At 47.2% G+C, this 24,368-nt stretch carries 23 protein-coding genes; 8 read left to right on the forward strand and 15 right to left on the reverse strand.

The window, feature by feature from the left end; translation table 11 throughout:
• Positions 1-87: 87 nt before the first annotated feature.
• The 3 genes from GKZ89_RS07960 to GKZ89_RS07970 all read right to left on the reverse strand — a co-directional run bounded on the left by GKZ89_RS07960 (position 88) and on the right by GKZ89_RS07970 (position 4,259).
• A complete protein-coding gene (locus tag GKZ89_RS07960) occupies positions 88-1,803 on the reverse strand; it encodes a pyruvate oxidase (protein WP_338324904.1) in 1,716 nt (571 codons plus the stop codon).
• 709 nt (positions 1,804-2,512) lie between these two features.
• Positions 2,513-3,502, reverse strand: a complete 990-nt coding sequence (gene lplA / locus GKZ89_RS07965) for a lipoate--protein ligase (protein WP_155111917.1) — start codon at positions 3,500-3,502, stop codon at positions 2,513-2,515.
• Between the two features lie 22 nt (positions 3,503-3,524).
• Positions 3,525-4,259 (reverse strand): MBL fold metallo-hydrolase, encoded by a 735-nt coding sequence (locus GKZ89_RS07970; protein ID WP_155111871.1) that lies wholly within the window; start codon positions 4,257-4,259, stop codon positions 3,525-3,527.
• Positions 4,260-4,447: 188 nt separating this feature from the next.
• On the opposite strand from GKZ89_RS07970, the gene yhfH reads away from it, so the two are divergent.
• Positions 4,448-4,585: a protein YhfH gene (gene yhfH / locus GKZ89_RS07975; protein ID WP_155111872.1), complete on the forward strand. Its 138-nt coding sequence runs from the start codon at positions 4,448-4,450 to the stop codon at positions 4,583-4,585.
• A gap of 54 nt (positions 4,586-4,639) precedes the next feature.
• Here yhfH and GKZ89_RS07980 read toward each other — a convergent pair whose 3' ends face one another.
• A complete protein-coding gene (locus GKZ89_RS07980; protein ID WP_155111873.1) occupies positions 4,640-5,659 on the reverse strand; it encodes a LacI family DNA-binding transcriptional regulator in 1,020 nt (339 codons plus the stop codon).
• Between the two features lie 163 nt (positions 5,660-5,822).
• Between GKZ89_RS07980 and GKZ89_RS07985 the strand changes: the two genes are divergently transcribed.
• Entirely contained in the window at positions 5,823-6,218 is a 396-nt protein-coding gene (locus GKZ89_RS07985) for a DUF6157 family protein (RefSeq protein ID WP_155111874.1), read from the forward strand.
• Between the two features lie 368 nt (positions 6,219-6,586).
• On the opposite strand, the gene GKZ89_RS07990 is transcribed toward GKZ89_RS07985, so the two are convergent.
• The 6 genes from GKZ89_RS07990 to GKZ89_RS08015 form a co-directional block, all read right to left on the reverse strand.
• Entirely contained in the window at positions 6,587-8,779 is a 2,193-nt protein-coding gene (locus tag GKZ89_RS07990; RefSeq protein WP_155111875.1) for a YhgE/Pip domain-containing protein, read from the reverse strand.
• Between the two features lie 75 nt (positions 8,780-8,854).
• Positions 8,855-9,427 carry a TetR/AcrR family transcriptional regulator gene (locus tag GKZ89_RS07995; protein WP_155111876.1) on the reverse strand — a complete coding sequence of 191 codons (573 nt, stop codon included), beginning with the start codon at positions 9,425-9,427 and terminating at the stop codon, positions 8,855-8,857.
• Positions 9,428-9,531: 104 nt separating this feature from the next.
• The gene (gene hemY, locus GKZ89_RS08000; RefSeq protein WP_155111877.1) at positions 9,532-10,932 is read right to left on the reverse strand and encodes a protoporphyrinogen oxidase; all 1,401 of its coding nucleotides are present in this window, start codon (positions 10,930-10,932) and stop codon (positions 9,532-9,534) included.
• Between the two features lie 19 nt (positions 10,933-10,951).
• Positions 10,952-11,881, reverse strand: a complete 930-nt coding sequence (gene hemH, locus GKZ89_RS08005) for a ferrochelatase (protein ID WP_155111878.1) — start codon at positions 11,879-11,881, stop codon at positions 10,952-10,954.
• Between the two features lie 108 nt (positions 11,882-11,989).
• Positions 11,990-13,033, reverse strand: coding sequence for a uroporphyrinogen decarboxylase (gene hemE / locus GKZ89_RS08010; RefSeq protein ID WP_155111879.1), 1,044 nt, complete (start codon positions 13,031-13,033; stop codon positions 11,990-11,992).
• A gap of 414 nt (positions 13,034-13,447) precedes the next feature.
• A complete protein-coding gene (locus tag GKZ89_RS08015; RefSeq protein WP_155111880.1) occupies positions 13,448-15,589 on the reverse strand; it encodes a transglycosylase domain-containing protein in 2,142 nt (713 codons plus the stop codon).
• Positions 15,590-15,750: 161 nt separating this feature from the next.
• Between GKZ89_RS08015 and GKZ89_RS08020 the strand changes: the two genes are divergently transcribed.
• Together GKZ89_RS08020 and GKZ89_RS08025 are read left to right on the forward strand one after the other, a co-directional pair.
• Positions 15,751-16,251, forward strand: a complete 501-nt coding sequence (locus GKZ89_RS08020; RefSeq protein ID WP_155111881.1) for an antibiotic biosynthesis monooxygenase family protein — start codon at positions 15,751-15,753, stop codon at positions 16,249-16,251.
• A gap of 208 nt (positions 16,252-16,459) precedes the next feature.
• A complete protein-coding gene (locus GKZ89_RS08025) occupies positions 16,460-17,668 on the forward strand; it encodes a M20 family metallopeptidase (RefSeq protein WP_155111882.1) in 1,209 nt (402 codons plus the stop codon).
• A gap of 31 nt (positions 17,669-17,699) precedes the next feature.
• Here the strand turns inward: GKZ89_RS08025 and GKZ89_RS08030 are convergent, their stop codons facing one another.
• The 4 genes from GKZ89_RS08030 to GKZ89_RS08045 all read right to left on the reverse strand — a co-directional run bounded on the left by GKZ89_RS08030 (position 17,700) and on the right by GKZ89_RS08045 (position 21,126).
• A complete protein-coding gene (locus GKZ89_RS08030; protein WP_155111883.1) occupies positions 17,700-18,404 on the reverse strand; it encodes an EcsC family protein in 705 nt (234 codons plus the stop codon).
• Between the two features lie 3 nt (positions 18,405-18,407).
• Positions 18,408-19,667: an ABC transporter permease gene (locus GKZ89_RS08035; RefSeq protein ID WP_155111884.1), complete on the reverse strand. Its 1,260-nt coding sequence runs from the start codon at positions 19,665-19,667 to the stop codon at positions 18,408-18,410.
• Positions 19,615-20,364: an ABC transporter ATP-binding protein gene (locus GKZ89_RS08040; protein WP_155111918.1), complete on the reverse strand. Its 750-nt coding sequence runs from the start codon at positions 20,362-20,364 to the stop codon at positions 19,615-19,617. Before GKZ89_RS08040 ends, GKZ89_RS08035 begins: the two co-directional genes overlap by 53 nt.
• Before the next feature lie 492 nt (positions 20,365-20,856).
• Positions 20,857-21,126 carry a hypothetical protein gene (locus GKZ89_RS08045; RefSeq protein ID WP_155111885.1) on the reverse strand — a complete coding sequence of 90 codons (270 nt, stop codon included), beginning with the start codon at positions 21,124-21,126 and terminating at the stop codon, positions 20,857-20,859.
• Between GKZ89_RS08045 and GKZ89_RS08050 the strand changes: the two genes are divergently transcribed.
• The 3 genes from GKZ89_RS08050 (at position 21,127) to GKZ89_RS08060 (ending at position 23,431) form a co-directional block, all read left to right on the forward strand.
• On the forward strand, positions 21,127-21,549 hold the full coding sequence (locus tag GKZ89_RS08050; RefSeq protein ID WP_155111886.1) for an HIT family protein: 423 nt from the start codon (positions 21,127-21,129) through the stop codon (positions 21,547-21,549).
• Between the two features lie 158 nt (positions 21,550-21,707).
• Positions 21,708-22,811, forward strand: a complete 1,104-nt coding sequence (gene serC, locus GKZ89_RS08055) for a 3-phosphoserine/phosphohydroxythreonine transaminase (protein ID WP_155111887.1) — start codon at positions 21,708-21,710, stop codon at positions 22,809-22,811.
• Positions 22,812-22,909: 98 nt separating this feature from the next.
• Entirely contained in the window at positions 22,910-23,431 is a 522-nt protein-coding gene (locus GKZ89_RS08060) for a tryptophan transporter (protein ID WP_155111888.1), read from the forward strand.
• A 42-nt stretch (positions 23,432-23,473) separates the two neighbouring features.
• Here GKZ89_RS08060 and yhzF read toward each other — a convergent pair whose 3' ends face one another.
• Positions 23,474-23,659 (reverse strand): membrane protein YhzF, encoded by a 186-nt coding sequence (gene yhzF / locus GKZ89_RS08065; protein ID WP_155111889.1) that lies wholly within the window; start codon positions 23,657-23,659, stop codon positions 23,474-23,476.
• A gap of 162 nt (positions 23,660-23,821) precedes the next feature.
• Here yhzF and GKZ89_RS08070 point away from each other — a divergent pair, with 162 nt between their 5' ends.
• On the forward strand, positions 23,822-24,178 hold the full coding sequence (locus GKZ89_RS08070; protein WP_155111890.1) for a YtxH domain-containing protein: 357 nt from the start codon (positions 23,822-23,824) through the stop codon (positions 24,176-24,178).
• Positions 24,179-24,368: the final 190 nt, after the last annotated feature.

Consider the following 24,368-nt stretch of genomic DNA (forward strand, 5'->3'; position numbering starts at 1 on the left):
TGGGAACTTGGATTAGTAGAGATGAAAATTTATTTCAAAAAAAAGATTCCCGCCCAAGGGAGGAATCTTTTTTACCCAAATTGATTTTTAAAAAAGCCTTTTTACACTTTTACCGATCGGCGGGATTGTTACCCCTTTTCCCGAGAAGAACTTTTTGACCATGGATTCTGTATAATGGACAGCCTGACCGTAGGATATGTTACCTGGAAGCGGCGGCTCTTCTTCGACATGGACATCAAGAATAACAGGTCTGTCTGCTTTCACTGCCTGGTTGAGCGCCATTTTCATTTCCTCACGGTTATGGATGCTGACTCCGATTCCGCCGCAGGCTTCCGCAAACATGGCAAAATCAATATTCCCGAGCCCCGTTCCGTATTCGATGTGCCCCATCTCCTGCTGCTCATAGTGGATCATGCCAAGCTTTTGATTATTGAACACCACCACAACAATCGGGAGCTTGTACTTAACCGCAGTGACAAAATCATGCATCACCATCGTAAAACCGCCATCCCCGCACAAGGCCCATACCTGCTTATCCGGCTCGGCGATTTTAGCAGCGATGGCACCAGGCAGCCCGCAGCCCATTGTCGCAAGCCAGCTGGAAATAACCATCTTCTGCCGGTGCAGATCCAGATAGCGGGCACTCCAGACGGTGATGTTGCCAACGTCCACTGAGAGAATCGCATCCTCTGTTAAGACCTGCTGTATTTCCTTCATCACCTGGGGAGGCATCAGGTTCTCTGTTTCTGCTTCCATATCATTTTCCATTTCGTCTCTCCAGGCAGCCATTCTCTTCTGGGCCTCTTCCAGAAAGGTACGGTCTTCCTGATAAGGCAGCGCAGCAGTAAGAGCTTCCAGCACCTTCTTTGAATCTCCATTCAGCCCGCACGCCACAGGGTATCGTTTCCCAATAAACTTTGTTTCGATGTCAATCTGGATCGCGTCTGCTTTTTCCGGTAAAAATTCACGGTATGGATATGAGGTCCCAATCATAATAAGAAGATCGGTTTCCTGCATCGCCCAATAAGATTGCTTCGTCCCCAGCTGGCCGATATGCCCGAGACAATGAGGATGTGTATCCGGAATCGCACCCTTTCCAGGAAGAGAAACAGCAACAGGTGCCCCAATCTTTTCTGCAAACAGCGCAAGTTCCTCTTTGGCACCCAATGCCCCTTTCCCTGCCAATATGACAGGCTTCTTGGCGCGCATGATCATTTCCGCAGCCATCTCCATATCCTTTTGACGGGGCGACCCCGGCTCGCTCGCCAATATATCAGAAGTTAAAGGCTGGTCCCACTCTGCTTTTTCTGCGAAAAGATTGTCCGGCACAATCAGGACGGCAGGACCGTTCTCAGCATACGCCGTCCGGATCGCCTGATTCAGCATATCCGGAAGCTGCTCATGGGAATCCGCCCTCTTGCAATACACCGACGCATCCTCAAACATGCGCTCCAAATTGATTTCCTGAAAAGCATCAGTACCTATTTTAGATGTAGGTACCTGACCCGCAATCACAAGAACGGGTGCCCCGTCCGCCTTTGCATCATAAAGACCGTTCATCAGGTGAACCGCACCGGGACCGGCAATCGATAAACAGACCCCCAGCTTCCCCGTCAGCTTCGCATAAGCTGCTGCTGCAAGCGCTCCTACCTCTTCGTGCCGGACCTGATAAAAACGCAGCTCATTCCGGGCTTTCCGGAGCTCTTCAACAAATTCATTTATTGAATCCCCCGGCATCCCATATAAGTGATCCACTTCCCATCTCTTGAGGATATCCGCCATAACTTCCCCTGTTCGTGCCACACGCCTCATCCCTTTCTATTGAAAGCCTACTTTCTTTCATACCCGATGACGGGAAACTTAATCGGCCGTAAATGAACTGGCTGGAGAAGTGGTCCTCCGGAGTCTGAAATGGGTGGCTTGGAGCAGAAAGGGCTGACTGTGGCGGTCATTGAATAGGCTGGGCGGCGTTTTTGCCTGGCATCGGGACGTTCAGGCGGGGTTGCTGGACGGTTTTGCTGCGTATCGCGGCGTTCAGGCGGTTACGCCGGACGGTTTTTCCAGAATTCACAACGTTCGGACGGATGCCGGACGGTTTTGCGGTCATCACCTTGGCCGATCCGTGGTGCCTTACGCGGTTGCCAGGCATTGCGCTGGCTGAGCAGTACTGCCGGACATTTCGGCTGGATATTTGAAGGTTCGCCCACTTTCTCTGTACATTTCCAAGAAAAAAACGGGTCTCCTGCATGTGATATATGTGTCAATTTACGGCCAGGCAGCTTCTTTTGGCCGTTTCAGAGGCATAGAAACGGGTACTTTCCGCTCGCTGGCTCGTATATCGGCGATATTTCCAAGATATCAGCCATATTTTCAATATATCGGTCAAAAAATTTTTATATCGGTCAAATTTTAAATATATCGGTCAAAATTCTGATATATCGACTATTCGACAATATTCGCCACCCAGCATCTTTTCCGAATAAAAAAAGCTGCCATGTCCGGCAGCTTTCGCTTAATACAGCAAGTCTAAAAATTGTTCTTTGGTGATGTTACCGAAGTAATGCTTCACATCGACAGGTCTCATTACCTTTTCGAGCTCGGATTTTTCGTAGCGTACTCCTGTCAGCAGGTCCTGGATCTCTGCTACATCTCCTACGCCGAAGAAGTCTCCATAGATTTTGCAGTCCAGTATGGTTCCTTTGCTGACTTCCATCCGCACATCAATTTGCCCGACAGGAAACCGGTGGGAGTGCTGGATATTGAATTTCGGCGATCTTCCGTAGTTCCAGTCCCAGTTCTGGTAGCGTTCTTCAGAAAGCTTGTGGATTTTTTCCCAGTCATCCTCAGTTAAAACGTATTGAGGGACTTCTCCGTTTGTGTCGAAAATATAGCTTAGAAGAAGTGAACGGAATTCCTGGATGGAGATTTTCTTTTCTAGGAATTCGCTGATATTTGCAACACGGCTGCGGATCGATTTGATGCCTTTGGATTCAATTTTGTCTTTTTTTACGACCAGTGCAGAGACGACGTTCTCCATTTCTGAGTCAAAGAGCAGCGTGCCGTGGCTGAACATTCTTCCCCTTGTAGAGAATTGTGCATTGCCGGAAATTTTACGGCCTTCAGCCAGAATATCGTTGCGGCCGCTGAGCTCAGCATGTATTCCAAGCCTTTTGAGTGCTTCGGTAACGGGTTCAGTGAACTTTTTGAAATTGTGGAAGCTGTCGCCGTCATCTTTCGTGATGAAGCTGAAGTTCAGGTTTCCGAGGTCGTGGTATACCGCTCCTCCGCCTGACAGTCTTCTAACGACGTGCAGACCTTGTTCTTCAACGTACTTCGTATTGATTTCTTCAATCGTATTCTGGTTTTTCCCGATGATGATCGATGGCTCATTTATGTAAAACAGCAGATACGATTGTTCAGGATCCAGGTTTTTCAGGCAGTATTCTTCAATTGCCAGATTAATTCTTGGATCTGTGATGTTTTGGTTATCGATAAACAGCATTTGTGCCATTTGTTTTCCCTCCTTAAGCGTTCCATGTCCATCCTTTTGATGCAAGGACGAGCGGCCTTTTGTATATCGTTTTTGCTTGGGCAATTAAATCCTCATGATTGCCGAAATGAGGCAGGTGGGTGAGCACACATTGCTTTACACCGGCTTTTTCTGCAAGTGAAGCTGCGTCCAGACTGTTCATATGGCCTGCGCTTTTTCCATCCTGTCCAGCATAAAAGTTACATTCGGTGATCAGCAAATCTGCGCTTTCAGCAAAAGACAGCAACTCCTCTTTAAAGCTTGTATCCGCAGTGTAGACGAGCACCTTTTCTCCGTCTGTGATTCTGAAAGCATAGCATTCTGCAGGATGATCTGTCTTTAAAAAGGTGATACGGAAAGGACCGATTTCAAGCTGGCTGCCGGGATTGTACTGTACTCCATGTGCCGCATTCTTATAAGAAAGCCGGCTAAAGCCATCTTTGTCACCAGTATGCCCATAAATCGGCAGTGATGGAAGTCCTTCTTCCAGAAAGCCGGCCACGAGCCTTGCATATTGGAGCGGACCGATGTCTGCCACATGATCATGATGGTAGTGGGAGACGAGGACCGCATCCAAATTCTTCAGTTCTATGTATTCCTGCAAATTGGACAGGACTGCGCTCCCACAGTCAAGTAGGAGGCTGTATCCATCCTTCTGCAGCAAGTAGCCTGCAGATGCTCCGCCCGGTCCGGGGTATCCTCCCCAATGGCCGATGACCGTCAGTTTCATTTAATCTCCCCCTGCACCGAATGTTTCTTCCCACCGTTCAATATACCCAATTGTCCACTATAACCGCAAGCTGAATGCACGTGAATGCGAAAATCCGCCTAATTTGCGTTTGTTACAAAACAGGTGTTGACCTTTTCACTACTGTTATAATACAATGTAAGTAACCAAAACGACATGGAGGGGATTACATGTTAGTTAAATTAACTGAATTTTTCAGAAACTTGCCGGGGAAGCAGTGTACAGAATGCGGGAAAGAGATTGAAGAGCAGCACGAGTGCTATGGAAACACGTGCAGCCGCTGTATGAATGTCCAGGACTTAACGTAAAAAAAAGAGCCGCTCGGCTCTTTTTTTTATGTACTGAGGAAAAGCCAAACCGGCTTATTGGATCCCTGCCAGTTCGGCCTGCATGTGTGTGGATTCCCGGACGATCAGCTTCATGGAAAATTGATGCCTTTCTGTGCCGGTGTACTGCCGATTGCGGATTCTTTCCAGGAGCACTTCCATAGTTTTCAGTGCCATCTCCCGGACAGGCTGCTCAACGGTTGTTATTCTTGGATTCATCAGTTCTGTTATCACTTGATTGTCAAACCCGGTCACAGCAAGGTCGCGGGGGATGCTCCATCCATGCCGGAGTGCTTCCGAAACAATTCCTGCCGCTACTTCATCCGAACCGGTGAAGATCGCAGTCGGCCGGCCGGAATCACCTCTGATACTGCGGAAAATTTCCGTGCCGTCACTGCTTGTGATGGCTTCACGGAAGGCATACTGCTCGTCAAATGCGAGCCCTGCTTCATGTAGAGCCATCATGAAGCCCTCTTCCCTCGCACTGGCTACATTGCTCCGGAACCTGCCGCAGCAGTAGGCGATCTTCCGGTGACCCTGCTCGATCAAGTGTCTCGTTGCTTTATATCCGGCTTCCTGCTGATCCATATAAATCATCGGTACATTTGCCCGCTCATCGAATTCATTGCACAGGATGACCGGTCCGTATTCAGTAAATCCTTCGATAGCAGACCAGTCATTTTCAGCAGAAGTGAGAATGACGCCGTCCACCTGTTTAGTCTTCAATAAGTTTAAGTATGTTAATTCTTTTTTTGCGGAATATTGAGTCTGGCATATGATGAGCTGGTAAAAGCTTTCTGCAGCTGCCAGTTCGAGTGTTTCAATCAGCTGGCTGAAGAACGGATTCATCACTCTTGGAATGAGTACGGCGATCATGCCTGTCCGCTGGTTCCTTAAACTGCGTGCAGCCGAGTTCGGCACATATCCGAGTTCCTCCATCGCTTCCTTCACTTTTTTCTTTTTTGCGATTGATACATAGGGGTGGTCATTGATCACCCTGGACACAGTGGTTCGGGACAATCCCGCACTTCTAGCCACATCCTCTATTGTTGCCATGTTTCTCCACCTCTCCCCAAAAAGCAAGCGCTTTCATTTTCCATTATATGAAAATGTTCATCTTTTTTCAATATAAGATTCATAGAGAATATTGATTTCCAAAACGGAGAGGAAGGAATCTACACATACTGAATCGTATAGTAACAATAGGAGGTGAAGGAAAATGTATTACCAAAACACCCTGATCACTGCTTCTGACGATTCCGGAAAGACATCTGCTGCAGTCCCGGCTGCGAGAGGCGGAAAGCCTACAGCAGCATCTATAGAATATGAACTTATCGTAAATAACCCTTACCGATATACCCAGGAAGACGTTCAGTTTCAATCCCACCTCGCTCGCTACCCTGAACAGGCAGGACTTTCACGGGATGAATTTTTCTCCAATCCAAAAGCATGCTTCAGGGCTTCTCCGCTTGTAAAGAAGTTCGGGTGGGGCATTCATTACGACCAGCAGGGAAAAATCGCCCTCATCGAATTGCAAAGCCCGCAATACGCACAACTTCTGAACGACGAATCGGTTACCGTGCTGAAAGGGATACGATCATCGAGGAAAAAATAGGGCAGATTTGAAGATAGATTAGCGAAAAACATCTATTTGTAGAGGAATTCCTAAAAAAATCAGCAATTAGCGGTTGAGGAATCCGGCAATTTCATAATATTTTGATTGCAAACAGGAGCTTAGTGCCATAAATGCCGGCCTGTTAGCAGTATGAAGAATCAGTACTTGCCCTTTATTTGCGATATTTTCAGGATATTTGCGAAATCGGACCGTTTATTTGCGAAAATTTTTATATATTTGCGATACTGGATGATTTATTTGCGAACGGATAATGCTGGGGGGCTTGAGCGATTAGAAGGCCATTACAAAACTCAGCTGTTCCTTTACGAACGCAAAAAGACCGGCCACATCTGCCGGTCTTTTTCCTATTAAACTTCTTCCGCCAGCTTTTTGCTTTTGCGAACCTGGAAGAACATATAGATAATGGTTCCTGCCATGAGCAATAGCGTCATGCCAATCAGAACAGCGGATTGATTCCATAGATAGCTATAATCACCGCTTGAGATAACTGCCTTGAATCCGGCTACGGAATACGTCATCGGCAGCCAGTAGTTAAAGATTTGCAGCGGCTCTGGGATGAGCTCCAGCGGGAAGGTTCCGGCTGAAGTCGTCAGCTGCAGAATCAGGATGATGATAACGACGAAGCGTCCCGGGTCACCGAGCGATGTAACAAAGAACTGCACAAGTGCAAGGAATGTCAAGCTTGTCAGGATACTGAACAGGACGAACATTCCGGTGCTTTGAACTTCTACTCCGAGGCCCATAATGAGGACTGCATCTGCGATCAATGCCTGGATCACACCAACTGCCATTAGAATCCCAAATTTACTGAAGAACCATGACAGGGCTGATTTTGGATTTCCTGCTGACTGTTTCATCGGGAAAACGATCGAGATGAGCAGCGCCCCTACGAACAATCCGAGTGACAGGAAGTATGGGGTAAATCCTGTACCATAGTTCGGAACTTCGTTTATTTTCTCATTTTTAACATCTACCGGCTTCGCCATCTGATCGTACAGCGGCTCAGAGCCTTTCGTATCTTTTGTTTCATCTGCTGCATCTTTCAGTTTCTCGCTGAGTTCTCCAGTTCCCTCAGTGAGGTCCCCTGTACCTTTATCGAGCTCTGTAGCACCATCCGCAAGCTTGCCGGTGCCGGATTGAAGATCTCCGGATTTTGCAGCAAGTTCTCCTACTCCGGAAGCGAGTTTCGTGCTTCCGCCAGCAAGTTCGGCGGCACCTGATTTCGCATCATTCAGGCCTGTGCCAAATTGGCTTGCTCCAGCCTGCAGCTGCTTCGAGCCTTCAACTGCCTTTGCAATTCCTGAGTTAAGGGTACCCTGTCCTTCAGCGAGACTGCCGACTCCAGACTGCACAGCCTGCTGTCCTTCATACACAGAAGTCGCTCCATCTGCAAGCTCGCCAGACTTGGAAGCCAGCACAGCCGAATTCTCAGCCAGTGTTCCAACACCTGAAGACAATGAATCACTGCCCTTGTTCAGTTTTTCCAGAGCGGCTTTTAAAGCTTCTGCTTTTTCAGGCGGAAGTGATGCAAGCATCGGTTCAAGCTCGCCCTGCAGCTGATCAATGCCGCCAGCAAGCTCTTCTGCTCCTTTGCTGGCCTCCTGCTGTCCTGCATCAAATTTTGTCAGCCCTTCATTTAAGGCTGCCGTTCCTTCACTCACCTGTCTGGAGCCATCAGTCAGCGCAGGCATTTTCCCGTTCAGCTCCTGTACTCCGCTGTTCAGCTTGTCCGAACCGTCAGCAAGCTGCGAGCTTTTCTCAGCAAACTCATTGATTCCGGATTGCAGGCCGCCATAGCCTTGCTGAAGCTTGCCAAGACCGGCATCCAGATCACTTATCCCATTCTGCAGTTCTTTAGAGCCTTCAGATGCAGACTGGGCACCCTCTTTAAACTTCACAGAGTTTTCGGCAAGCAGAGCCAAGTTATCCTTTAATTTCGCTGACCCATCCTTCAGCTTGCCTGCTCCCGAATTGAGGTCGGAAGCTCCGTCGCTTGCTTTCCCAAGACCATCTGCAAGTTCTTCAACATTGCTGAAAATGCCTTCTGTATAAGTTTTCGTTATTTCACCTGCAACCTCAGCTTTGATCTGGTCAACTGCTGTATTTCCGATCTGAGCGGAAAGGAAGTTAAAGCCTTCATTCGGCACATATTCAAGCTCGAGTTTTTTCGGATCCTCATCAAGCAGAGTTGTTGCATTTCCAGAGAAATTTTCAGGTATTTCGATTTTCATATAATACTTTTGATCTTTTAAGCCTTGATCCGCTGTTTTCTCATCAACAAAAACCCATTTAAACTCCGGGTTCTCCCTTAGATTGTCAGCCAGATCACGGCCGGCCTGAAGGTTTTCTCCTTCATATTCCGCCCCTTTGTCCTGGTTCACAACCGCTACAGGCAGCTGATCCAGATGTTCATACGGATCCCAGAATGCCCATAGGAACATTCCTGCATACAGAACAGGGATAAAAAGCACCGCAATGACCGGTACCAGTATTTTTTTGTTGGAAACGAGTGCCTTCCACTCTTTGATGAGCAGTGACATAAAGTAAAACCTCCTGTGTTGTACGTCTGACTGTTTTGTTCATTTGGTCATTTTCAAGCAAAAAGATAGGACATCCTAAGCGGATAATCCCTTTAGAAAATAGAGTTCAAACAGTTCCGCAATTTTATCTTTAGACAGCGGTTCATGATTTTTTTCCCAGTCAAAAATCAGGGAAACGTAAAGCTTCAGCATCAGAAAAGCAGTCAGTTCCGGATCGCATGGACTCAGTTCTCCCTTGTCTACAGCACTCTGGATTTTCTGTTTAATGTAGCTTACAATCATTCCTTCAAGACGGCTGACTACTTCCTGTACAGCGGGAGTGCCGAGCTCTGTGCTTTCCTGAAAGATTTTAATGGTGAGCTGATGCTTTCTCCGGTACTCCAGCACACTGTACAGTGCACGGTGTGCATTTTCAAAAAAACTGAGGCCCGGATCGATTGCTTCGTCTGCTGCCTGCTTTATTTCCTTCAGTAATGAAGTAATAATTTCATCGAACAGCTCTTCCTTATTCTTAAAAAACGTGTAAATGGTTCCTTTCCCCACATTGGCCTGTTTGGCAACAAGGTCCATCGTAGTTGCTTTATAGCCGAACAGGGTAAAGGACTTCGTTGCGGCATCAATAATCAGCTGCTTCCGGTCGATGCTCAATCTGCTTTCACTCCTATACTGACCAAATGAACAATTTAGTCATTCAGTACTTTCACTATAAAACGAGTCTGGAAAAAATGCAAGAAAAATAGAGCCATATGGCTCTATTTCTCTAAAAAGCCGCGAACATTTGCGACAGCTTTTTTCCCTTGATCAATGCAATCCGGAAGACCGACTCCTTCAAAAGATGCTCCGGTAAGGAATAATCCGGGATAAGTGCGGCTTGTATATTCATAAATCTTCGCGATTTCTTCTTTATGGCCTACATTGTACTGGGGCATCGCTTTTTTCCAGCGGCTGACCACATAATCCTCAGGCATTCCGGTTATATCCATGGTTTTCTTTAAATCTTCCATCACTATGCGGACCAGTTCCTCATCGGACCGGTCCGGAATGGTATCATCCCCGGCCTTGCCGACATATGCTCTCAGAATCGTTTTATTTTCAGGGGCTGTGTGCGGCCACTTCTTGTTCGTCCACGTGCAGGCGGTAATGGAATAGCCCGCATTACGGGAAATCACAAAGCCTGTTCCTTCTTTAGACATTTTTACATTTTCCTTAGGAAAAATGAGGGCAACATTAGCAACAGATGTAGATGGCATTTTTCGGAAATAATCAAATTCATTTTCCTGAAAAAGTGCAGCTGCGGTCTCATGAGGTACAGCCATGATCACAGCGTCCGCTTCGATTGCTGTTCCGCCGCTCAGCTGCAGATGGTATCTGCCGTTTGTATGCGAGAGCGCAAGAGCCTTTGTATTCTTTCTGACATCTACAGAATGCAGACTTTTTTCCAGTGCATCAACGAGTGATTCAAGACCGCTTGTCAGCGTTTGAAAAATTCCTTTTTTCCTTGAAGGGTCATGCTTTTGACTGGAAGCGGGCATGGACTTTTTCATTCCAAGAATCAAACTTCTGTGCTCCTGCTCCGTTTTATGAAACTGCGGAAAAGTAGACATGAGGCTGAGCTGATCAATATCTCCTGCGTATATCCCGGAAAGCAGGGGTTCAATCAGGTTTTCCACCACTTCATTCCCTAAACGCCTTCTGAAAAAACGGCCGAGCGACTGATCACCTGTCATTTCTCCCTTCGGCAGGAGAAAATCACCGGCTGCCCTGATTTTGCCTGGAAGGGAAAAAAGACCGGAAGCAGCGAATGGTTTGAGTTGAGTGGGGATGCCCATCACTGCCCCCCCGGGAATCGGATGCAGCCCATCCTTCAGCAGCACGTAAGAACGGCCGGTTGCATTGTTTACAAGCTGGTCACCGAGACCTAGATCACGGACAAGCTCGGGAGCACTCGCTTTTCTCTCCAAAAAAGAGTCGGGTCCGCGTTCGATCGTGTATCCGTCCCTCTTTACCGTCTGAATCTTTCCGCCAAGCCGCGGGCTTGCCTCTAAAAGAGTGATTTCCGCTTCGTCCGGATTCACTTGTTTTTGAAGATAGAAAGCCGCGGATAACCCAGTGAGTCCACCCCCGAGGATGACAATTTTCTTTTTCTTTTCCATGCTATTCGCCTTCTTTACATTACTTTTGAAGCTGTTTTAAAACCGCGTCTGCAAGGCAGTCTATAAACTCAGGCTGGTCGTTCGGCATTTCCGGCCGGTGATAGGCAGCACCTAACTCATTTGTAACCACTTTGCACTCATAATCGTTGTCAAAAAGCACTTCCAGGTGGTCTGAAACAAACCCGACCGGTGTATAAACAAAGCTGCGGAAGCCTTTTTCTTCATATAATTCACGCGTCAGATCCTGCACATCCGGGCCGATCCACGGGTCTGGAGTGTTCCCCGCACTTTGCCAGCCGATTTCATAATTTTTTACGCCGGCAGCTTCTGCAATCAGGTCAGCTGTCTCTTTCAGCTGATTCGGATAAGGGTCACCGGCTGCGATAATCTTCTCAGGCAGGCTGTGAGCAGACACAATCAGCACCGCTTTCTCCCGCTCCTCTTCCGTCATCGCAGAGAATGTTTCTTTCACGCGGTCAGACCAGTAGCGGATAAATTTCGGTTCCCTGTACCAGCTTTCAACAGAAGAAATAGTCAGGCCGCCGAGCTTCTCCGCTTCTTCTTTAGCACGTCCGTTGTAAGACTTGATGCTGAAGGTAGAGTAGTGGGGAGCGAGCACGATGCTGACAGCCTCTTTTATCCCGTCCTCATGCATCTGCTTCACTGCATCCTCAACAAAAGGCTCAATATGCTTCAAGCCAAGATACATCTTGAACTCTATGTCGTCCTGGATGCTGTTCAAATGGCTTTCCAGCTTTTCCGCCTGATCCAGTGTAATCTTCGCCAGCGGTGAAATCCCGCCAATGGCTTCATACCGGTCTTTCAGATCCTGCAGCATTTCCGGTGCAGGAGGCCGTCCATGGCGGATATGCGTATAATACCGCTCGATATCTTCTTCTTTATAAGGCGTTCCGTAAGCCATTACAAGCAAACCCATTTTTTTCTTCATCGCAAGCACCTCTTTTAATTTGTGAAGGATAACACAAGCCTTCTTTGCCTCTATTTTGTCATGCCGGTACAAAGATTTCCAAAAGAAATGCTCTTGGAATGTTTTGCATTATGGCCGGGATGCAGAATATTCATGGACGAAGGCTGAAACCTTCCGCAAAGTATCCGGCTGGACTTCCGGGAACACCCCGTGTCCGAGATTAAAAATGTAGTGATCCGACTTCATACCCTGGTCGAGAATATCCTTAAGCTTTTCTTCGATCACATGCCAAGGGGCTAAAAGAATAGCCGGGTCGAGATTTCCCTGAAGTGTTTTCGTAAGGCCCATTTCACGCGCCTCACTGATTGACAGCCTCCAGTCCAATCCAACCACATCAAGAGGAAGGTCATGCCATTCCTTTGCAAGGTGACTCGCCCCAACTCCGAACATAATGAGTGGTACCTTTAACTCCTGCAGGCTTGTAAAAATCCGGTTCATAACAGGTTTAATAAACGTTCTGTAATCATGAACATTCAATGCGCCAACCCAGGAATCAAAAATCTGTATAGCCCTGGCTCCCGCTTTCACCTGGGACTCAGCGTAAACAATCATCGTATCAGCAAGCTTGTCCATCAATGCGAACCACGCCTTAGGCTCTGCATACATAAAAGCTTTCGTTTTGTTGTAATTTTTGGACGGACCGCCCTCAATCATGTAGCTAGCCAGCGTAAAAGGCGCACCGGCAAAACCGATGAGCGGCACATTCAGCTGTTCCTTCGTCAGGATGCGGATCGTCTCAAGAATATAAGGAATATCAGATTCCGGATCGATTTCACCCAGCATTTCAACATCCCGGACACTCCGAATCGGATTGCTGATCACCGGACCGATCCCGGACTTGATTTCCACATCCACTCCAATAGCCGGCAGCGGCGTCATAATGTCTTTATATAAAATAGCTGCATCCGTATTGTACTGTTCAACCGGAAGTCTCGTCACGTAAGCGGAAAGCTCAGGCTGATGCGTAATCTCAAACAGACCGTACTTCTCCTTAATCGCCCGGTATTCCGGCTGCGAACGTCCCGCCTGCCTCATAAACCAAAGCGGAACATGATTGGTTTTTTCCCCTCTGCACGCCTTTAAAAAAGCATCATTGAATTGTTTTGACTCCATGAATCTCCCACCTTATTCAGTACTCTTATGTATTTTATAATTATTATAACGTTATAATCCCATTAATATAGTACAAGCACGGAAATGTCAAAAATTCGACTTAAAACAAGGGTGTGTAAGCCGAGATCTAAACCGGTTACGTGCCATTTTCAATCGGTCAGGTGCCGTTCCTGTATCTTGCCGGGATCACGGGTTTTCGTGCCGATCCTAACCAGTTACGTGCCAAACTCTTTTTACTTGCCGTTTTCGATCGGTTACTTGCCGGATCGTTCCTTTATCGTGCCGGGTTCACCAGTTTACGAGCCGATCTAACCTTACGTGCCAAACTCTTTTTACTTGCCGTTCCTTCCCCGTACCGTACAAGCAGCTGCGTGCCCTCTGCCCAATCCAACAAAAACCCGGGAATCCCGGGTCTTATCTGCCTGAAAAAATTCTAGGTTTTACGTAGGAGGTGCCTTCTCCCTCCTGCTTCGTCTGTTTGTTGAAAGGGACTACTTTATAGGAAGCGGAGGAGAAGATGCTGCTGAACGGGATTGAATAGGTGCTTCGGTCTTTGACTTTGCCGATCAGTCTTTCAGAGGATCCGTCCTTTTCATAGATCCGGTATTCCACCCGTGGATCGGCTTGTTTACTCCAGGATAAAGACACGGTAACAAGTCCGAGCGGATCAAATGCATAATCGGCGTCCATCGAGTTTACCGGCTTCAGTCTGATCGGTTCTTCTAAATCTTCGACATCGGCAGGTGCGGCAAAGGCAGTTTTTTCTACAGACTCTGCTTCGTTTACGATTTTCTTAAACAGCCTGGCTGCATATGCAGAACCTGCGGTTAAATGATGGTCTTCCGTTGTTTTATCGTAGCCCATCCACAGTGCCCCGGTGACATCCGGTGTATAGCCTGCAAACCAGGCATCCATCACGGCGCCCTTTTTGCCCGGGTAGGAAGTGGTTCCTGTTTTCCCTGCGAGGTCTCCGGAAAAAGTTCCGCTTTTAGCCGTTCCTTCTGTTACCGTATGCTGCAGCATGCGCGTCATATTCCAGGCGGTCTGTTTTGAATAAACGCGATTTTGCTTTTGTTCCCGTTCCGCAATTACGTTTTCATTTCGGTCTTTGATTTTTTCAATAAAGAACGGATCTGAATAGGTTCCTTCCTGAGGGAATACCCGGTAGGCGTTGGCCAGCTGAAGCGGAGTAACCCCTTTTTCTAATCCTCCCAGTGCAATAGCCAGTCCATTATCGTCAACGGCTACTCCCTGCTTTTCGAGATATTTTCTGCTTTTTCCGATCCCCAGCTCATTTAGTGTCCAGACAGCGGGGGCGTTCTTGGACTTAATGATGGCGTCGTACATCGTTACTTTGCCAACATACCGGTCATCAATGTTTTCCGGAGCATAGTCCCCCGCATAGGTCTTATATTCATCGGTCAGGAGGGAATAGGGCTCGTAAAGCTTCTCTTCCATTGCCGGGCCGAAAACAGCAAGCGGCTTGAATGTGGAGCCGGGCTGGCGCTTTGCCGTAATCCGGTTATAGCCTTTAGGGGCATAGTCTCTTCCTCCGATTGCCGCGAGAACGCCACCTGTCCGGTTATCCAGCAGGATGAACGACCCTTGAGCCTGATCATCTGTACCCGGAAAATAGGCATCGTTCTGAAAAGCATCATAGGCTGTTTTCTGGATCTCGTGGTCCATTTGAACGGTGACGGTATAGCCTCCATGAAGAAGCTCCTGATTTGAAATCCCATATATTTTTTCAGCTTCATCCATAACAAGGTCAGCATAGCTGTACAGCCATGGATGATCCAATTTCTCTCTGACCTTAAGCCCGAGCGTTTTGCCCTGCAGCCTTACTGCTTCCTCTGCCGGCAGATACCCCTGATTTTCCATAAGCGAAAGGACGGTATCCCGGCGCTCCTTCGCTTTTTCCGGGTGAAGGATAGGTGAATAATTGGAAGGAGCCTTTGGGAGGGAAGCAAGCATGGCTCCCTCTTCAGCCGTAAGCTGTGATACATCCTTCTGGTAAAAATACTGTGCTGCTGCCTCTACCCCGTAGGCGCCATGGCCAAAGTACAGCTGGTTCAAATACATTTCAAGGAGCTTTTCCTTGCTGTATTTGTTTTCAAGGTTGATGGCGATCATCAGTTCTTTCGTTTTTCGAAGCCAGGATTTTTCTCCGGACAGGAATACATTTTTTGCAAGCTGCTGGGTGATGGTGCTTCCCCCCTCCACCTTGCTGCCTGCCAGGATGTCTTTATAAAGAGCCCGGCTGATTGCTCTTGGATCAATGCCGCTATGCTCGTAAAAGCGGCGGTCTTCCACGGCTATAAAAGCTTCTTTTACATGTTCAGGCACTTCAGAAATGTTTACAATCTCGCGGTTCTGTTCATACATCCTTATTATTTCATTGCCATCCCTGTCCACCAGTCTTGTAGCTGAAGGGAGCACCAGTTTTTTCTCGTCAATCATCATACTGCCTGCGATGAGGATGAATAAATAGCCTGCAAGAGAAATAATTATCATAATTCCGGCAATCATAGTAATTCGTGCTGCAAATCGTTTCATGTAATTTACCTCCTTTCAGGGAAATCCCCTTAAGTTTCCTGCGGGGCGGATCCTCCTTTTCCCTATAGGTTTTAGGATTGATTAATAAAGGTATTTATATGTACAGCTCATGGTCCGCCTTAAAATAAAAATCGCTTATACTAATAATGGGGTGATAAATGATGAACATGTACATGACATTTGGCACGGAAGAATATCTGGAAGGCATTGCGAATCAAAACAGCAGTGAGAAGATGCTGCTGATGCATACGGATGACAAAGCCATGCTGATTCACGAGACAGCGGGAGAAACGGTATTAAAAGAGCCGAAGAAGTATGAGGTTCTGGATGCAGCGGGCCATCTTGAAAGGGCAGGATTTGCAGTATTAAACAACATCCCCGTAACCGAGGAGGGAAGGCCGCTGTTCGAGCAGCGGTTCAAAGAACGGGCAAGAATGATAGAAAACGAACCCGGATTTGCAGCCATTCGCGTCCTTCGTCCGCTCCGGGATGATACATATGTCATTCTGACACTCTGGGAAGATGAAGCGTCCTTTAAAAACTGGCAGCAATCAAAGGCGTATGAGCACGCTCATAAGAAACGGGGTACGTCAGACGGTGTAGACCAGAAATCCATTTTCCCGAGAGCTTCTTACGTGACAACCTATCAAGTGCTTAAATAAGATCCGGTTCCCCGGATCTTTTTTTTGTTCAAAAAATACTATATCACGGCTGAGTGATTCTGGCATGATTTAACTGCTGAAATTCCCCGGGAAATGATATTTTTTGCAAATCGGTGTCCGTTTCTGGAGCCTTGGCGCACTTCCATATCCGTTGTAATTTTCTGAATTTATATATAATATAGACAGAAACGCATCAAGGAGGAGTTTCATGCTCGAGAATATCTATACAGATCTGGATGAACAGTATTACAAAATGGTTGAAATCCGCAGACACCTGCACCAGCATCCGGAACTTTCCTTTCAAGAATGGAAAACAGCCTCATTCATTAAAGAGTACTATACGGATTTAGGGATTGAAGTAAAAGATAAAGTCGGCGGCAATGGGCTGACCGCTTGCATTAAAGGAGGAAAGCCAGGCAAGACCGTGGCGTTCCGGGCGGATTTTGATGCATTGCCGATCCAGGATGAAAAAGAAGTGCCATACAAATCAACCGTCCCCGGTGTGATGCATGCGTGCGGCCACGATGCCCATACCGCCCTCCTACTTGTGTTCGCTAAGGTTATGAACCGTTACAGGGACCAATTAAGCGGAAATATCCTCCTCATTCATCAGCATGCTGAGGAATATGCTCCGGGCGGAGCGAAAAGCATGGTTGAGGCAGGATGTCTTGACGGCGCTGACGCTGTTTTCGGCACCCATCTTTGGTCCATATCTCCTCTGGGAACGATTCAATACCGAAATGGTCCGATCATGGCAGCAGCAGACCGCTTTGAAATTGAAATCAAAGGAAAGGGCGGCCATGGCGCACAGCCCCATTTGACGAAGGATGCGATTGTCATCGGGGCACAAGTCATTTCCAACCTGCAGCAGATCGTCAGCCGGAAAGTGGATCCTGTTGAAGCAGCTGTTGTATCTGTCGGCACCTTTAAAGCGGAGAATGCCTTCAACGTGATTGCAGACACCGCCAAGCTGATCGGAACTGCGAGGACTTTTAAAGAAGAGGTGCGGAATCAGGCAGAGCAGGAGGTAGAAAAAGCGGTGAAAGCAGCCTGCCTCCTGTATGATGCCGACTATACATGCGACTACTTCCGCGGCTATCCGGCTGTCGTCAATCATGAAAAAGAAACAGCATTCGTTAAAAACCTGGCTTCAGCTGTTCCCGGTGTAGATACTGTGGAAGAAAGCCCCTTGCAGATGGGCGGCGAGGATTTTGCCTATTACCTGCAGAAGCAGAAGGGAACGTTCTTCTTTACAGGAGCCATGCCGGCAGATAAAGCTGCAGCCTTTCCCCATCATCATCCAAGATTTGATATTGATGAAAAAGCGATGCTTGTCGCTGCGAAAACATTTGCTTCCATTTTTATTCAATATGAACATGCTGAAACTGAAAGCAATCAAGAAGCTGCGGTACAATAGAAAAGCAGCCCTCAACCGAGAGGGCTGCTTTTTATTTCCCGAGAACACGCATCTGATACACCTTCACTGCTGTATCTCCCAGCTGCTCGAGCAGCTTGAAGTTTGCAGCGCCGCCTACAGCAGCACCAATACCGGGTACGAGCTGCAGCATCTTCACAAGGTCGATATGGTCGCGGTACTCCTGCTGAAATTCCTGCCAATCCATATCAGAAGCCTTTAACGGAGCTGTGTCCCATAACTCAAGGGTTTCGAGCGTTTTTAACCGGACAGGCCCGCTTGAAAATGCGAGCTTAAAGATATGCAGAATGTAGATCCGTTCCTCTAAGCTCTTTGGAGGAAAACCGTAGACAGCGGCTGCTTCAAACAAAAATTTCATTTTTATCCCGAGAAGCAGCGGAAAGTCGGCCATACCTGCAGCAATTCCTCCGGCACCTGCCAGGGCCCCTTCCGCAGCGGCCGCCTTCTTATAGGTGGAAAGAAGACGCCGGGCTGCTTCATCTTTTTCTTGAAGGGATTCCGGCACAGCGGTGTTCAGATTCGTCCATTGCGATCCTTTTATGGTCATTTCAGTCATCAGCCTGATGCTTTCCGTCAGCGCCTGATGAACTCTGGCTGGAATCCGGTCCGTTATGGACTGCTGCACTTGCTTCGCTTTCCTCTCCCACATCGGCGTTTGCTTCTGCAGCTTTTGTTTCCAGTTTTTTAATTCCTCCCGGATCTCCTCTTCATAGTTCATCCTCTACCCCCTGTGATTCATTTTTGCAATCCGCTGCCGGGCATAGACATTTACAAATATCCATACGAAGACCACGGAACAGACCAATGCTGCCGCCCCTTCCATCCACTCCGCTTTTGCAAGTAATACAGCACTGAGAACAGCCCCCTGCACAAGCAGGATATTCCGCAGAAGAACCGTAAAGCTTTTCAGCTTCAATTCAGGAGGAACCGGGTACAGATCCGGGATGGATAGCATATCATAATGCTTGACGAGCGGGATAAGCTGGATGCCGGTAAGAAAGATGGTACCGGCCGCAAGGACTGCCGACGCAAGCAAAGACATATCCGTAAAGGTTAAGATCAAGCCCGATATGACGGTCAGCCTGATGAACAGACCGAGGTAATCTGTTCCCCTGATAAAAGCGCGTGCCAGCATATACATATACACGCTGTTTTTCCCGTAGCTGATGTTTTTCAGTGTCCAGTCGAGCCACGCTCTTCTTCTCGCCTCTTTTTTTAACTTTGGCACATCTGTGAATAAATTTGCGAGCCTGTAGAAGGCCTGTTTTTTCCGGTATTCTGCTTTAATGAGCCGGTCCCATTTCAACCCTTTCCCTTTAGCGGTTTTTTTATAATACATAAGCAGGAGGGTCATCAGAACACCCACCGCTGCCGCGTACACAATAGTACCGCTCAGCACTAAATAGAGGATAGCAGCATTCAATGCGAAACGGACTGCTTTATCCCAATAGGATGAGGAAATCTCCTCTGAAAAAGAGAGATGCCACTCGCACTCTATATTCGAGGCGTTCAGCGAGAGCACAACGATTCCAGTGAACAAATATGCCGTCCCGTCACCCGCCACCGCCAGATGAAGCGGCCCGAGCACCAGGTACAAGATAATCAGAGGCAACAGGGACTGCAGATAGCTGTATCGTTTCGCTTTCTTTAAGTACCCCTGCATTTTTTCTTCAAGCGGCAGCAAAAATACGAGATCCGCTTCTTTAAAAAGGGTTCTGACGCTTGAAAAAACGAGAACTGCTGCAAAGATAACGGCAATGAGGATTGCTGCTGGAAAATTGTCCGGCAGCTCCTTCAGCCAGGATTGATACCACAGCGCTCCGCCTGCAAGAAGAAAAACCATTACGATAAGCAGATGGTCGTTGAGCATGTATCTGGAATAGGACCGGATTTCTTTTACATGCTCTTCAAGCCGTGTTTTCCACAGCTCAAGAACGGTCTTCATGCTCTTCTTCTTTCGTGAGCTCAATATATAAGTCATCCAGGTTGGCTCCGGTCATGCCAAATTCCCGCTGCAGATCGGAAAGGGTGCCGCTCGCACGGACCTCTCCATTATGTAAAATAATAAACGCATCACAATACCGCTCTGCTGTCGCCAGTATATGTGTCGACATTAAGATCCCCGCTCCGCGTTTTTTGGCCGTGTTCATCTGCTCAAGCAGCGAGTTGATGGCAAGGGGATCAAGTCCTACAAACGGCTCATCAATGATGTAAAGCTCCGGTTCTGCCAAAAAGGCACACATTATCATGACCTTTTGCTTCATCCCTTTTGAAAAATGGGCAGGAAACCATTTCAGCCTTTTTTCCATCCGGAACTCTTTGACGAGCGGGGCAAGCCTCGCTTCAAAATCATTTTTATTTAACCCATACGCCATCGCGGTCAGTTCAAGATGCTCATAAAGCGTCATCTCTTCATAAAGTACCGGCGTTTCCGGAATAAAGGTAAATTGCTGCCGATATGCTTCAGGACCTTCATGGAACGTGCGCCCGTTAATGGCTATGCTCCCCGTGCGCGGCTCCATCAGTCCAATGATATGCTTAATGGACGTGCTTTTTCCTGCACCGTTCAATCCGATCAGCCCGACGATCTGGCCTTTATCCACCGAAAATGAAACATCTTTTAAAACAGGGTTGCGCGTATATCCCCCTGTAATTTGATTCACCTGCAAAAGTGTCATGGTTTTATTCCTTTCCCTTTTCAAGTTTCATACCCCCATCATATCAAAATCTGCATCCCCGTGTCTCGCCGCTCATTTCTAAAATTAACCAGGATTATCCCTCCGCTATCCGTGCATTCTAATTAGGGAAGAAGGAAGTTCATTTATTTAAAAAATGAGGTGTTTGTCAAAGACGCAAACCGCTTAAACTTGTTCACCAGAGGGAAGTTCGATCAACACATCGCTTAAAAATGAGGTGTTTGTCAAAGGACAGATTTCTGATTGACGCATTTAAGCTTCCACTTCTGAAAATGAGGTGTTTGTCAAAGGCAATGTACCATTTTGAATGAGTCCTTCACTTCTTCTTCAGCAGGGCTGCCTATACGGGCTGGCCCTGTTTTTATTTGCATCCGGAATTGAAATTTCTCAGATTGCGGCGGACTTTCCGGCATTAATTGCTGACTTCCTGCATTAATTACTGACTTTCCGGCGTTAATAGCTGACTTCCCTGCGCTAGTTGCTGACTTCCGGCATTAATTGCTGACTCCCTGCCGTTAATTGCTGACTTTCCGGCGTTAATTGCTGACTTCCTGCCGTTAATTGCTGACTTTCCGGCGTTAATTGCTGACTTCCCGGCATTAATTGCTGACTTCCCGGCGTTAATTGCTGACTTTGACCTTCCGGTTGCTGCTGAAAATCTCTGCTGACGAAAGCAGCCGATTTTTCTCCCGGAGCGGGTATGATAAAATGTAAATAGTAAACATACTGGAAAGGATTGATCAAATGAGCTGCATTTTCTGCAAAATCATTAACGGGGAGATTCCCGGGGCAAAGGTTTTTGAAAATGAACATGTCCTTGCTTTTCTTGACATCAGCCAGGTAACAAAAGGACATACACTCGTGGTACCGAAAGTACATAAAGAAAATGTTTATGAAATGACACCTGAACTATCGCGGCATTTCTTTGAAGCGGTTCCGGCCATTGCCCGCGCGATAAAAGACCAGTTCCAGCCGGAAGGGCTGAACTTGCTGAACAACAACGGTGAGATCGCGGGCCAGTCTGTGTTTCACTACCATATGCATTTGATCCCCCGCTACGGCAAAGGGGACGGATTTGGAGCTGTATGGAAAACCCATACGAGCGATTACACACCTGAAAAGCTTCAGGAGATCGCTGCACAAATCCAGGAAGGAATCGAAAAGTAACGTACAGTCCGCAAGCGGGCTGTTTTTTTATGGGCAGCTCCGGCATTCCGATTCTTCCCCCTGACTGATTCGGATTCTTTAAAACTATTCAAAACTGTCAGTCATTTGTGTTACCATGAAGATAATTTACTCAATTAACGCTTTAGGGGGCTATAACAATGGTAAGAGCATTAAACTTCAGTGCCGGGCCTGCCGCTCTTCCTCTTCCCGTATTGGAGAGGGCGCAGCAGGAATTTGTCAATTTTAAAGGAACAGGCATGTCCATTATGGAAATGAGCCACAGAGGAAAGCATTACGATGCCGTCCATTCAGAAGCAAAACAGCGGCTGAAGCAGCTTATGAATGTTCCGGATACACATGAAATCCTGTTTCTCCAAGGCGGAGCCAGCATGCAGTTTTCCATGGTTCCTTTAAATTTTCTAAAAGAAGGAAGCACTGCCGGATATATCCTTACCGGTTCATGGTCCGAAAAAGCGCTGCAGGAGGCAGAACGGATCGGAAAGACGTTTATCGTCGCCTCTTCAAAGGAGAGTAAATACCGCTCGATCCCCTCTAAATCCGACTGGAAAGATGACAGTGGCCTGAGCTACTTGCATATTACTTCAAACAATACGATTTACGGCACACAATGGCACGAATTCCCTGAAACAAATGCTCCGCTCGTTGCGGATATGTCTAGTGACATTCTCTCAAGGCCGTTGGATATCAGCAAGTTTGCACTTCTGTATGCGGGCGCTCAAAAGAATCTTGGTCCTTCCGGTGTTACGGTTGTTATCGCACATAAAGAGTGGACGGCAAGCCATTCAAACAGCCTGTCGAAATTCCTTGATTACAATACGCATCTTAAAACCGATTCTCTTTACAACACACCTCCCACCTTTTCCATCTATATGCTGGGCCTTGTTCTGGAATGGGCAGAGGAACAGGGAGGAACAGATGGCCTGGCGACACTTAACAAAGAGAAAGCAGAGCTTCTTTATGACTGTATTGAAAACAGTGGCGGCTTTTACCGCGGGCATGCGGAAAAAGGGAGTGAATCTCATATGAATGTAACGTTTAATCTGCCGGATCAGGAGCTTGAAAAAGATTTTCTCGGCAAAGCAGCGAACGAGGGGTTTATTGGATTGAACGGTCACCGGAGCATTGGCGGCTGCCGCGCTTCAATCTATAATGCCGTACCGCTTGAAGCTGTTGAAAAGCTTGCAGATTTCATGAAGGTGTATAGGAAAAACCATCCTTCCCGTTCTTTTTCTTTTCAATGATGCCGACCCCTGTTATAATCTATTTAACCGCTTTTGCAATGGGAAATAGTTCACCATTGGAAAGCAGACTTTTTAGCCCAGATGAGGAGAGTTGAGTTATGAAAACAAAAGAATTAGTTACAATGTCGCTGTTTGCAGCGATCGGTCTTGCCCTGCACAGCATCATCCCCCCGATTTTTTTCGGAATGAAGCCGGATATGATGCTGACAATGATGTTTCTCGGAATCGCCCTTTTTCCATCTTTAAAAAATGCACTGGTTCTCGGGTTTTTAACCGGTATCCTTTCCGCTCTGACCACCGGATTTCCAGGCGGACAGCTGCCGAACATCATCGATAAGCCGATTACAGCACTGGCATTCTTCCTGATGCTTACCGCTGCAGCCAAGCTGTTTAAGAAAGCGGGTATACCTGTCCTTACTGCAGTTTGCACCATCCTGTCAGGAACCATTTTCCTGGGAAGTGCACTTCTGATTGTCGGACTGCCAGGCGGAGCAGGATTTGCTTCTCTGTTCGGATTGGTTGTCATCCCGGCAGCGATCCTGAATACGGTTGCCATCATCGTCCTGTATCCAATCACAGCTTCTATTCACAAACGCTCAAAAACCGCTTCAGCGGCATAATAAAAACGGACTGGTCCAATTGCGGCCAGTCCTTTTCTTATGTCAATGAAGCAGGGACAGCATAATCCCCACCAGCAATGTGACACCGGCGCCCCCTGCCATGATGACGGCTCTTTGCTTCAAGATCCACTTCGGCGGATAGGAAGCAGCCTGCTGTGCTTTTTTTGCATAATTCAGGGCAGTGAGCAGAAAAACCAGGCTAATGATATAAAACAGAATCCCGATCATGCATCCGTCATCCCCCTTTTACGCTTATATATATGCAAATGAGCCGGCAGTATGAAACATGCCTTCGTTTAACTCCCTGTCCGGGGGGTATGATGTAAAGAAGGATTTTGCATAAAATCTGTGGAATAGGTAAAGAGAACGGATAACGGGAGTGATGAGTAAATGTCAAAAGCCAAATCCATCTTATTCGGAATACTTGCCGGAACGGTAGCTGGCGGAGCAGCAGCCTTGCTTTCAGCCCCATCTTCCGGGAAAGATCTAAGAGGACAAATCAAGGACAGTAAGACACGGATGCTGGATACCATCAATCAGCTGAAAGAGGAAAGCATCGCCCTGAAAGAGCAAGTGGCACAGGCAGCTAAAGACAGTGCAGAAGTGATTAAAGAAGTGTCCGGCGAGCTGCAGACCTCTTTGAAGGAATTCCAAGAAGAGATCGAGCCGCACAGAGAGAATCTTCAAAAAGAGATTGAAGCGATTGAGGAAAAGATCAAACAGCTGGAAGATACACTTAAAAAATGATGAATATTTCCATATAAGAAATGTCTGTAATAAAAAGGCGCTCAAACTTTGTCGGTTTGGCGCTTTTTTTGTATTGTTTTTTTAATATAGTTGGATTCAAGTTATTTATTTAAAAATTTTGTTAATTTACATCTTTATTAATCTTTACTTTTTTGGGATAATAGAGAATATTAGAAACGGGGAAAAGCAG

Source organism: Metabacillus mangrovi (genome assembly GCF_009711125.1).
GTDB lineage: Bacteria > Bacillota > Bacilli > Bacillales > Bacillaceae > Metabacillus_B > Metabacillus_B mangrovi.

Excerpts from the sequence above, each read along its gene's own strand:
- GKZ89_RS08060 (WP_155111888.1), top strand. The coding sequence starts at position 22,910 with ATGAAAACAAAAGAATTAGTTACAATGTCGCTGTTTGCAGCGATCGGT.
- hemY (WP_155111877.1), bottom strand. The coding sequence starts at position 10,932 with ATGGAAAAGAAAAAGAAAATTGTCATCCTCGGGGGTGGACTCACTGGG.
- GKZ89_RS08015 (WP_155111880.1), bottom strand. The coding sequence starts at position 15,589 with ATGAAACGATTTGCAGCACGAATTACTATGATTGCCGGAATTATGATA.
- GKZ89_RS07990 (WP_155111875.1), bottom strand. The coding sequence starts at position 8,779 with ATGTCACTGCTCATCAAAGAGTGGAAGGCACTCGTTTCCAACAAAAAA.
- GKZ89_RS08030 (WP_155111883.1), bottom strand. The coding sequence starts at position 18,404 with ATGAACTATGAAGAGGAGATCCGGGAGGAATTAAAAAACTGGAAACAA.
- yhfH (WP_155111872.1), top strand. The coding sequence starts at position 4,448 with ATGTTAGTTAAATTAACTGAATTTTTCAGAAACTTGCCGGGGAAGCAG.
- GKZ89_RS07970 (WP_155111871.1), bottom strand. The coding sequence starts at position 4,259 with ATGAAACTGACGGTCATCGGCCATTGGGGAGGATACCCCGGACCGGGC.
- serC (WP_155111887.1), top strand. The coding sequence starts at position 21,708 with ATGGTAAGAGCATTAAACTTCAGTGCCGGGCCTGCCGCTCTTCCTCTT.
- GKZ89_RS07985 (WP_155111874.1), top strand. The coding sequence starts at position 5,823 with ATGTATTACCAAAACACCCTGATCACTGCTTCTGACGATTCCGGAAAG.
- GKZ89_RS08020 (WP_155111881.1), top strand. The coding sequence starts at position 15,751 with ATGAACATGTACATGACATTTGGCACGGAAGAATATCTGGAAGGCATT.
- GKZ89_RS08025 (WP_155111882.1), top strand. The coding sequence starts at position 16,460 with ATGCTCGAGAATATCTATACAGATCTGGATGAACAGTATTACAAAATG.
- GKZ89_RS08070 (WP_155111890.1), top strand. The coding sequence starts at position 23,822 with ATGTCAAAAGCCAAATCCATCTTATTCGGAATACTTGCCGGAACGGTA.
- GKZ89_RS08050 (WP_155111886.1), top strand. The coding sequence starts at position 21,127 with ATGAGCTGCATTTTCTGCAAAATCATTAACGGGGAGATTCCCGGGGCA.
- hemE (WP_155111879.1), bottom strand. The coding sequence starts at position 13,033 with ATGGAGTCAAAACAATTCAATGATGCTTTTTTAAAGGCGTGCAGAGGG.
- hemH (WP_155111878.1), bottom strand. The coding sequence starts at position 11,881 with ATGAAGAAAAAAATGGGTTTGCTTGTAATGGCTTACGGAACGCCTTAT.
- GKZ89_RS08040 (WP_155111918.1), bottom strand. The coding sequence starts at position 20,364 with ATGACACTTTTGCAGGTGAATCAAATTACAGGGGGATATACGCGCAAC.
- GKZ89_RS07980 (WP_155111873.1), bottom strand. The coding sequence starts at position 5,659 with ATGGCAACAATAGAGGATGTGGCTAGAAGTGCGGGATTGTCCCGAACC.
- lplA (WP_155111917.1), bottom strand. The coding sequence starts at position 3,502 with ATGCTGTTTATCGATAACCAAAACATCACAGATCCAAGAATTAATCTG.
- yhzF (WP_155111889.1), bottom strand. The coding sequence starts at position 23,659 with ATGATCGGGATTCTGTTTTATATCATTAGCCTGGTTTTTCTGCTCACT.
- GKZ89_RS08035 (WP_155111884.1), bottom strand. The coding sequence starts at position 19,667 with ATGACTTATATATTGAGCTCACGAAAGAAGAAGAGCATGAAGACCGTT.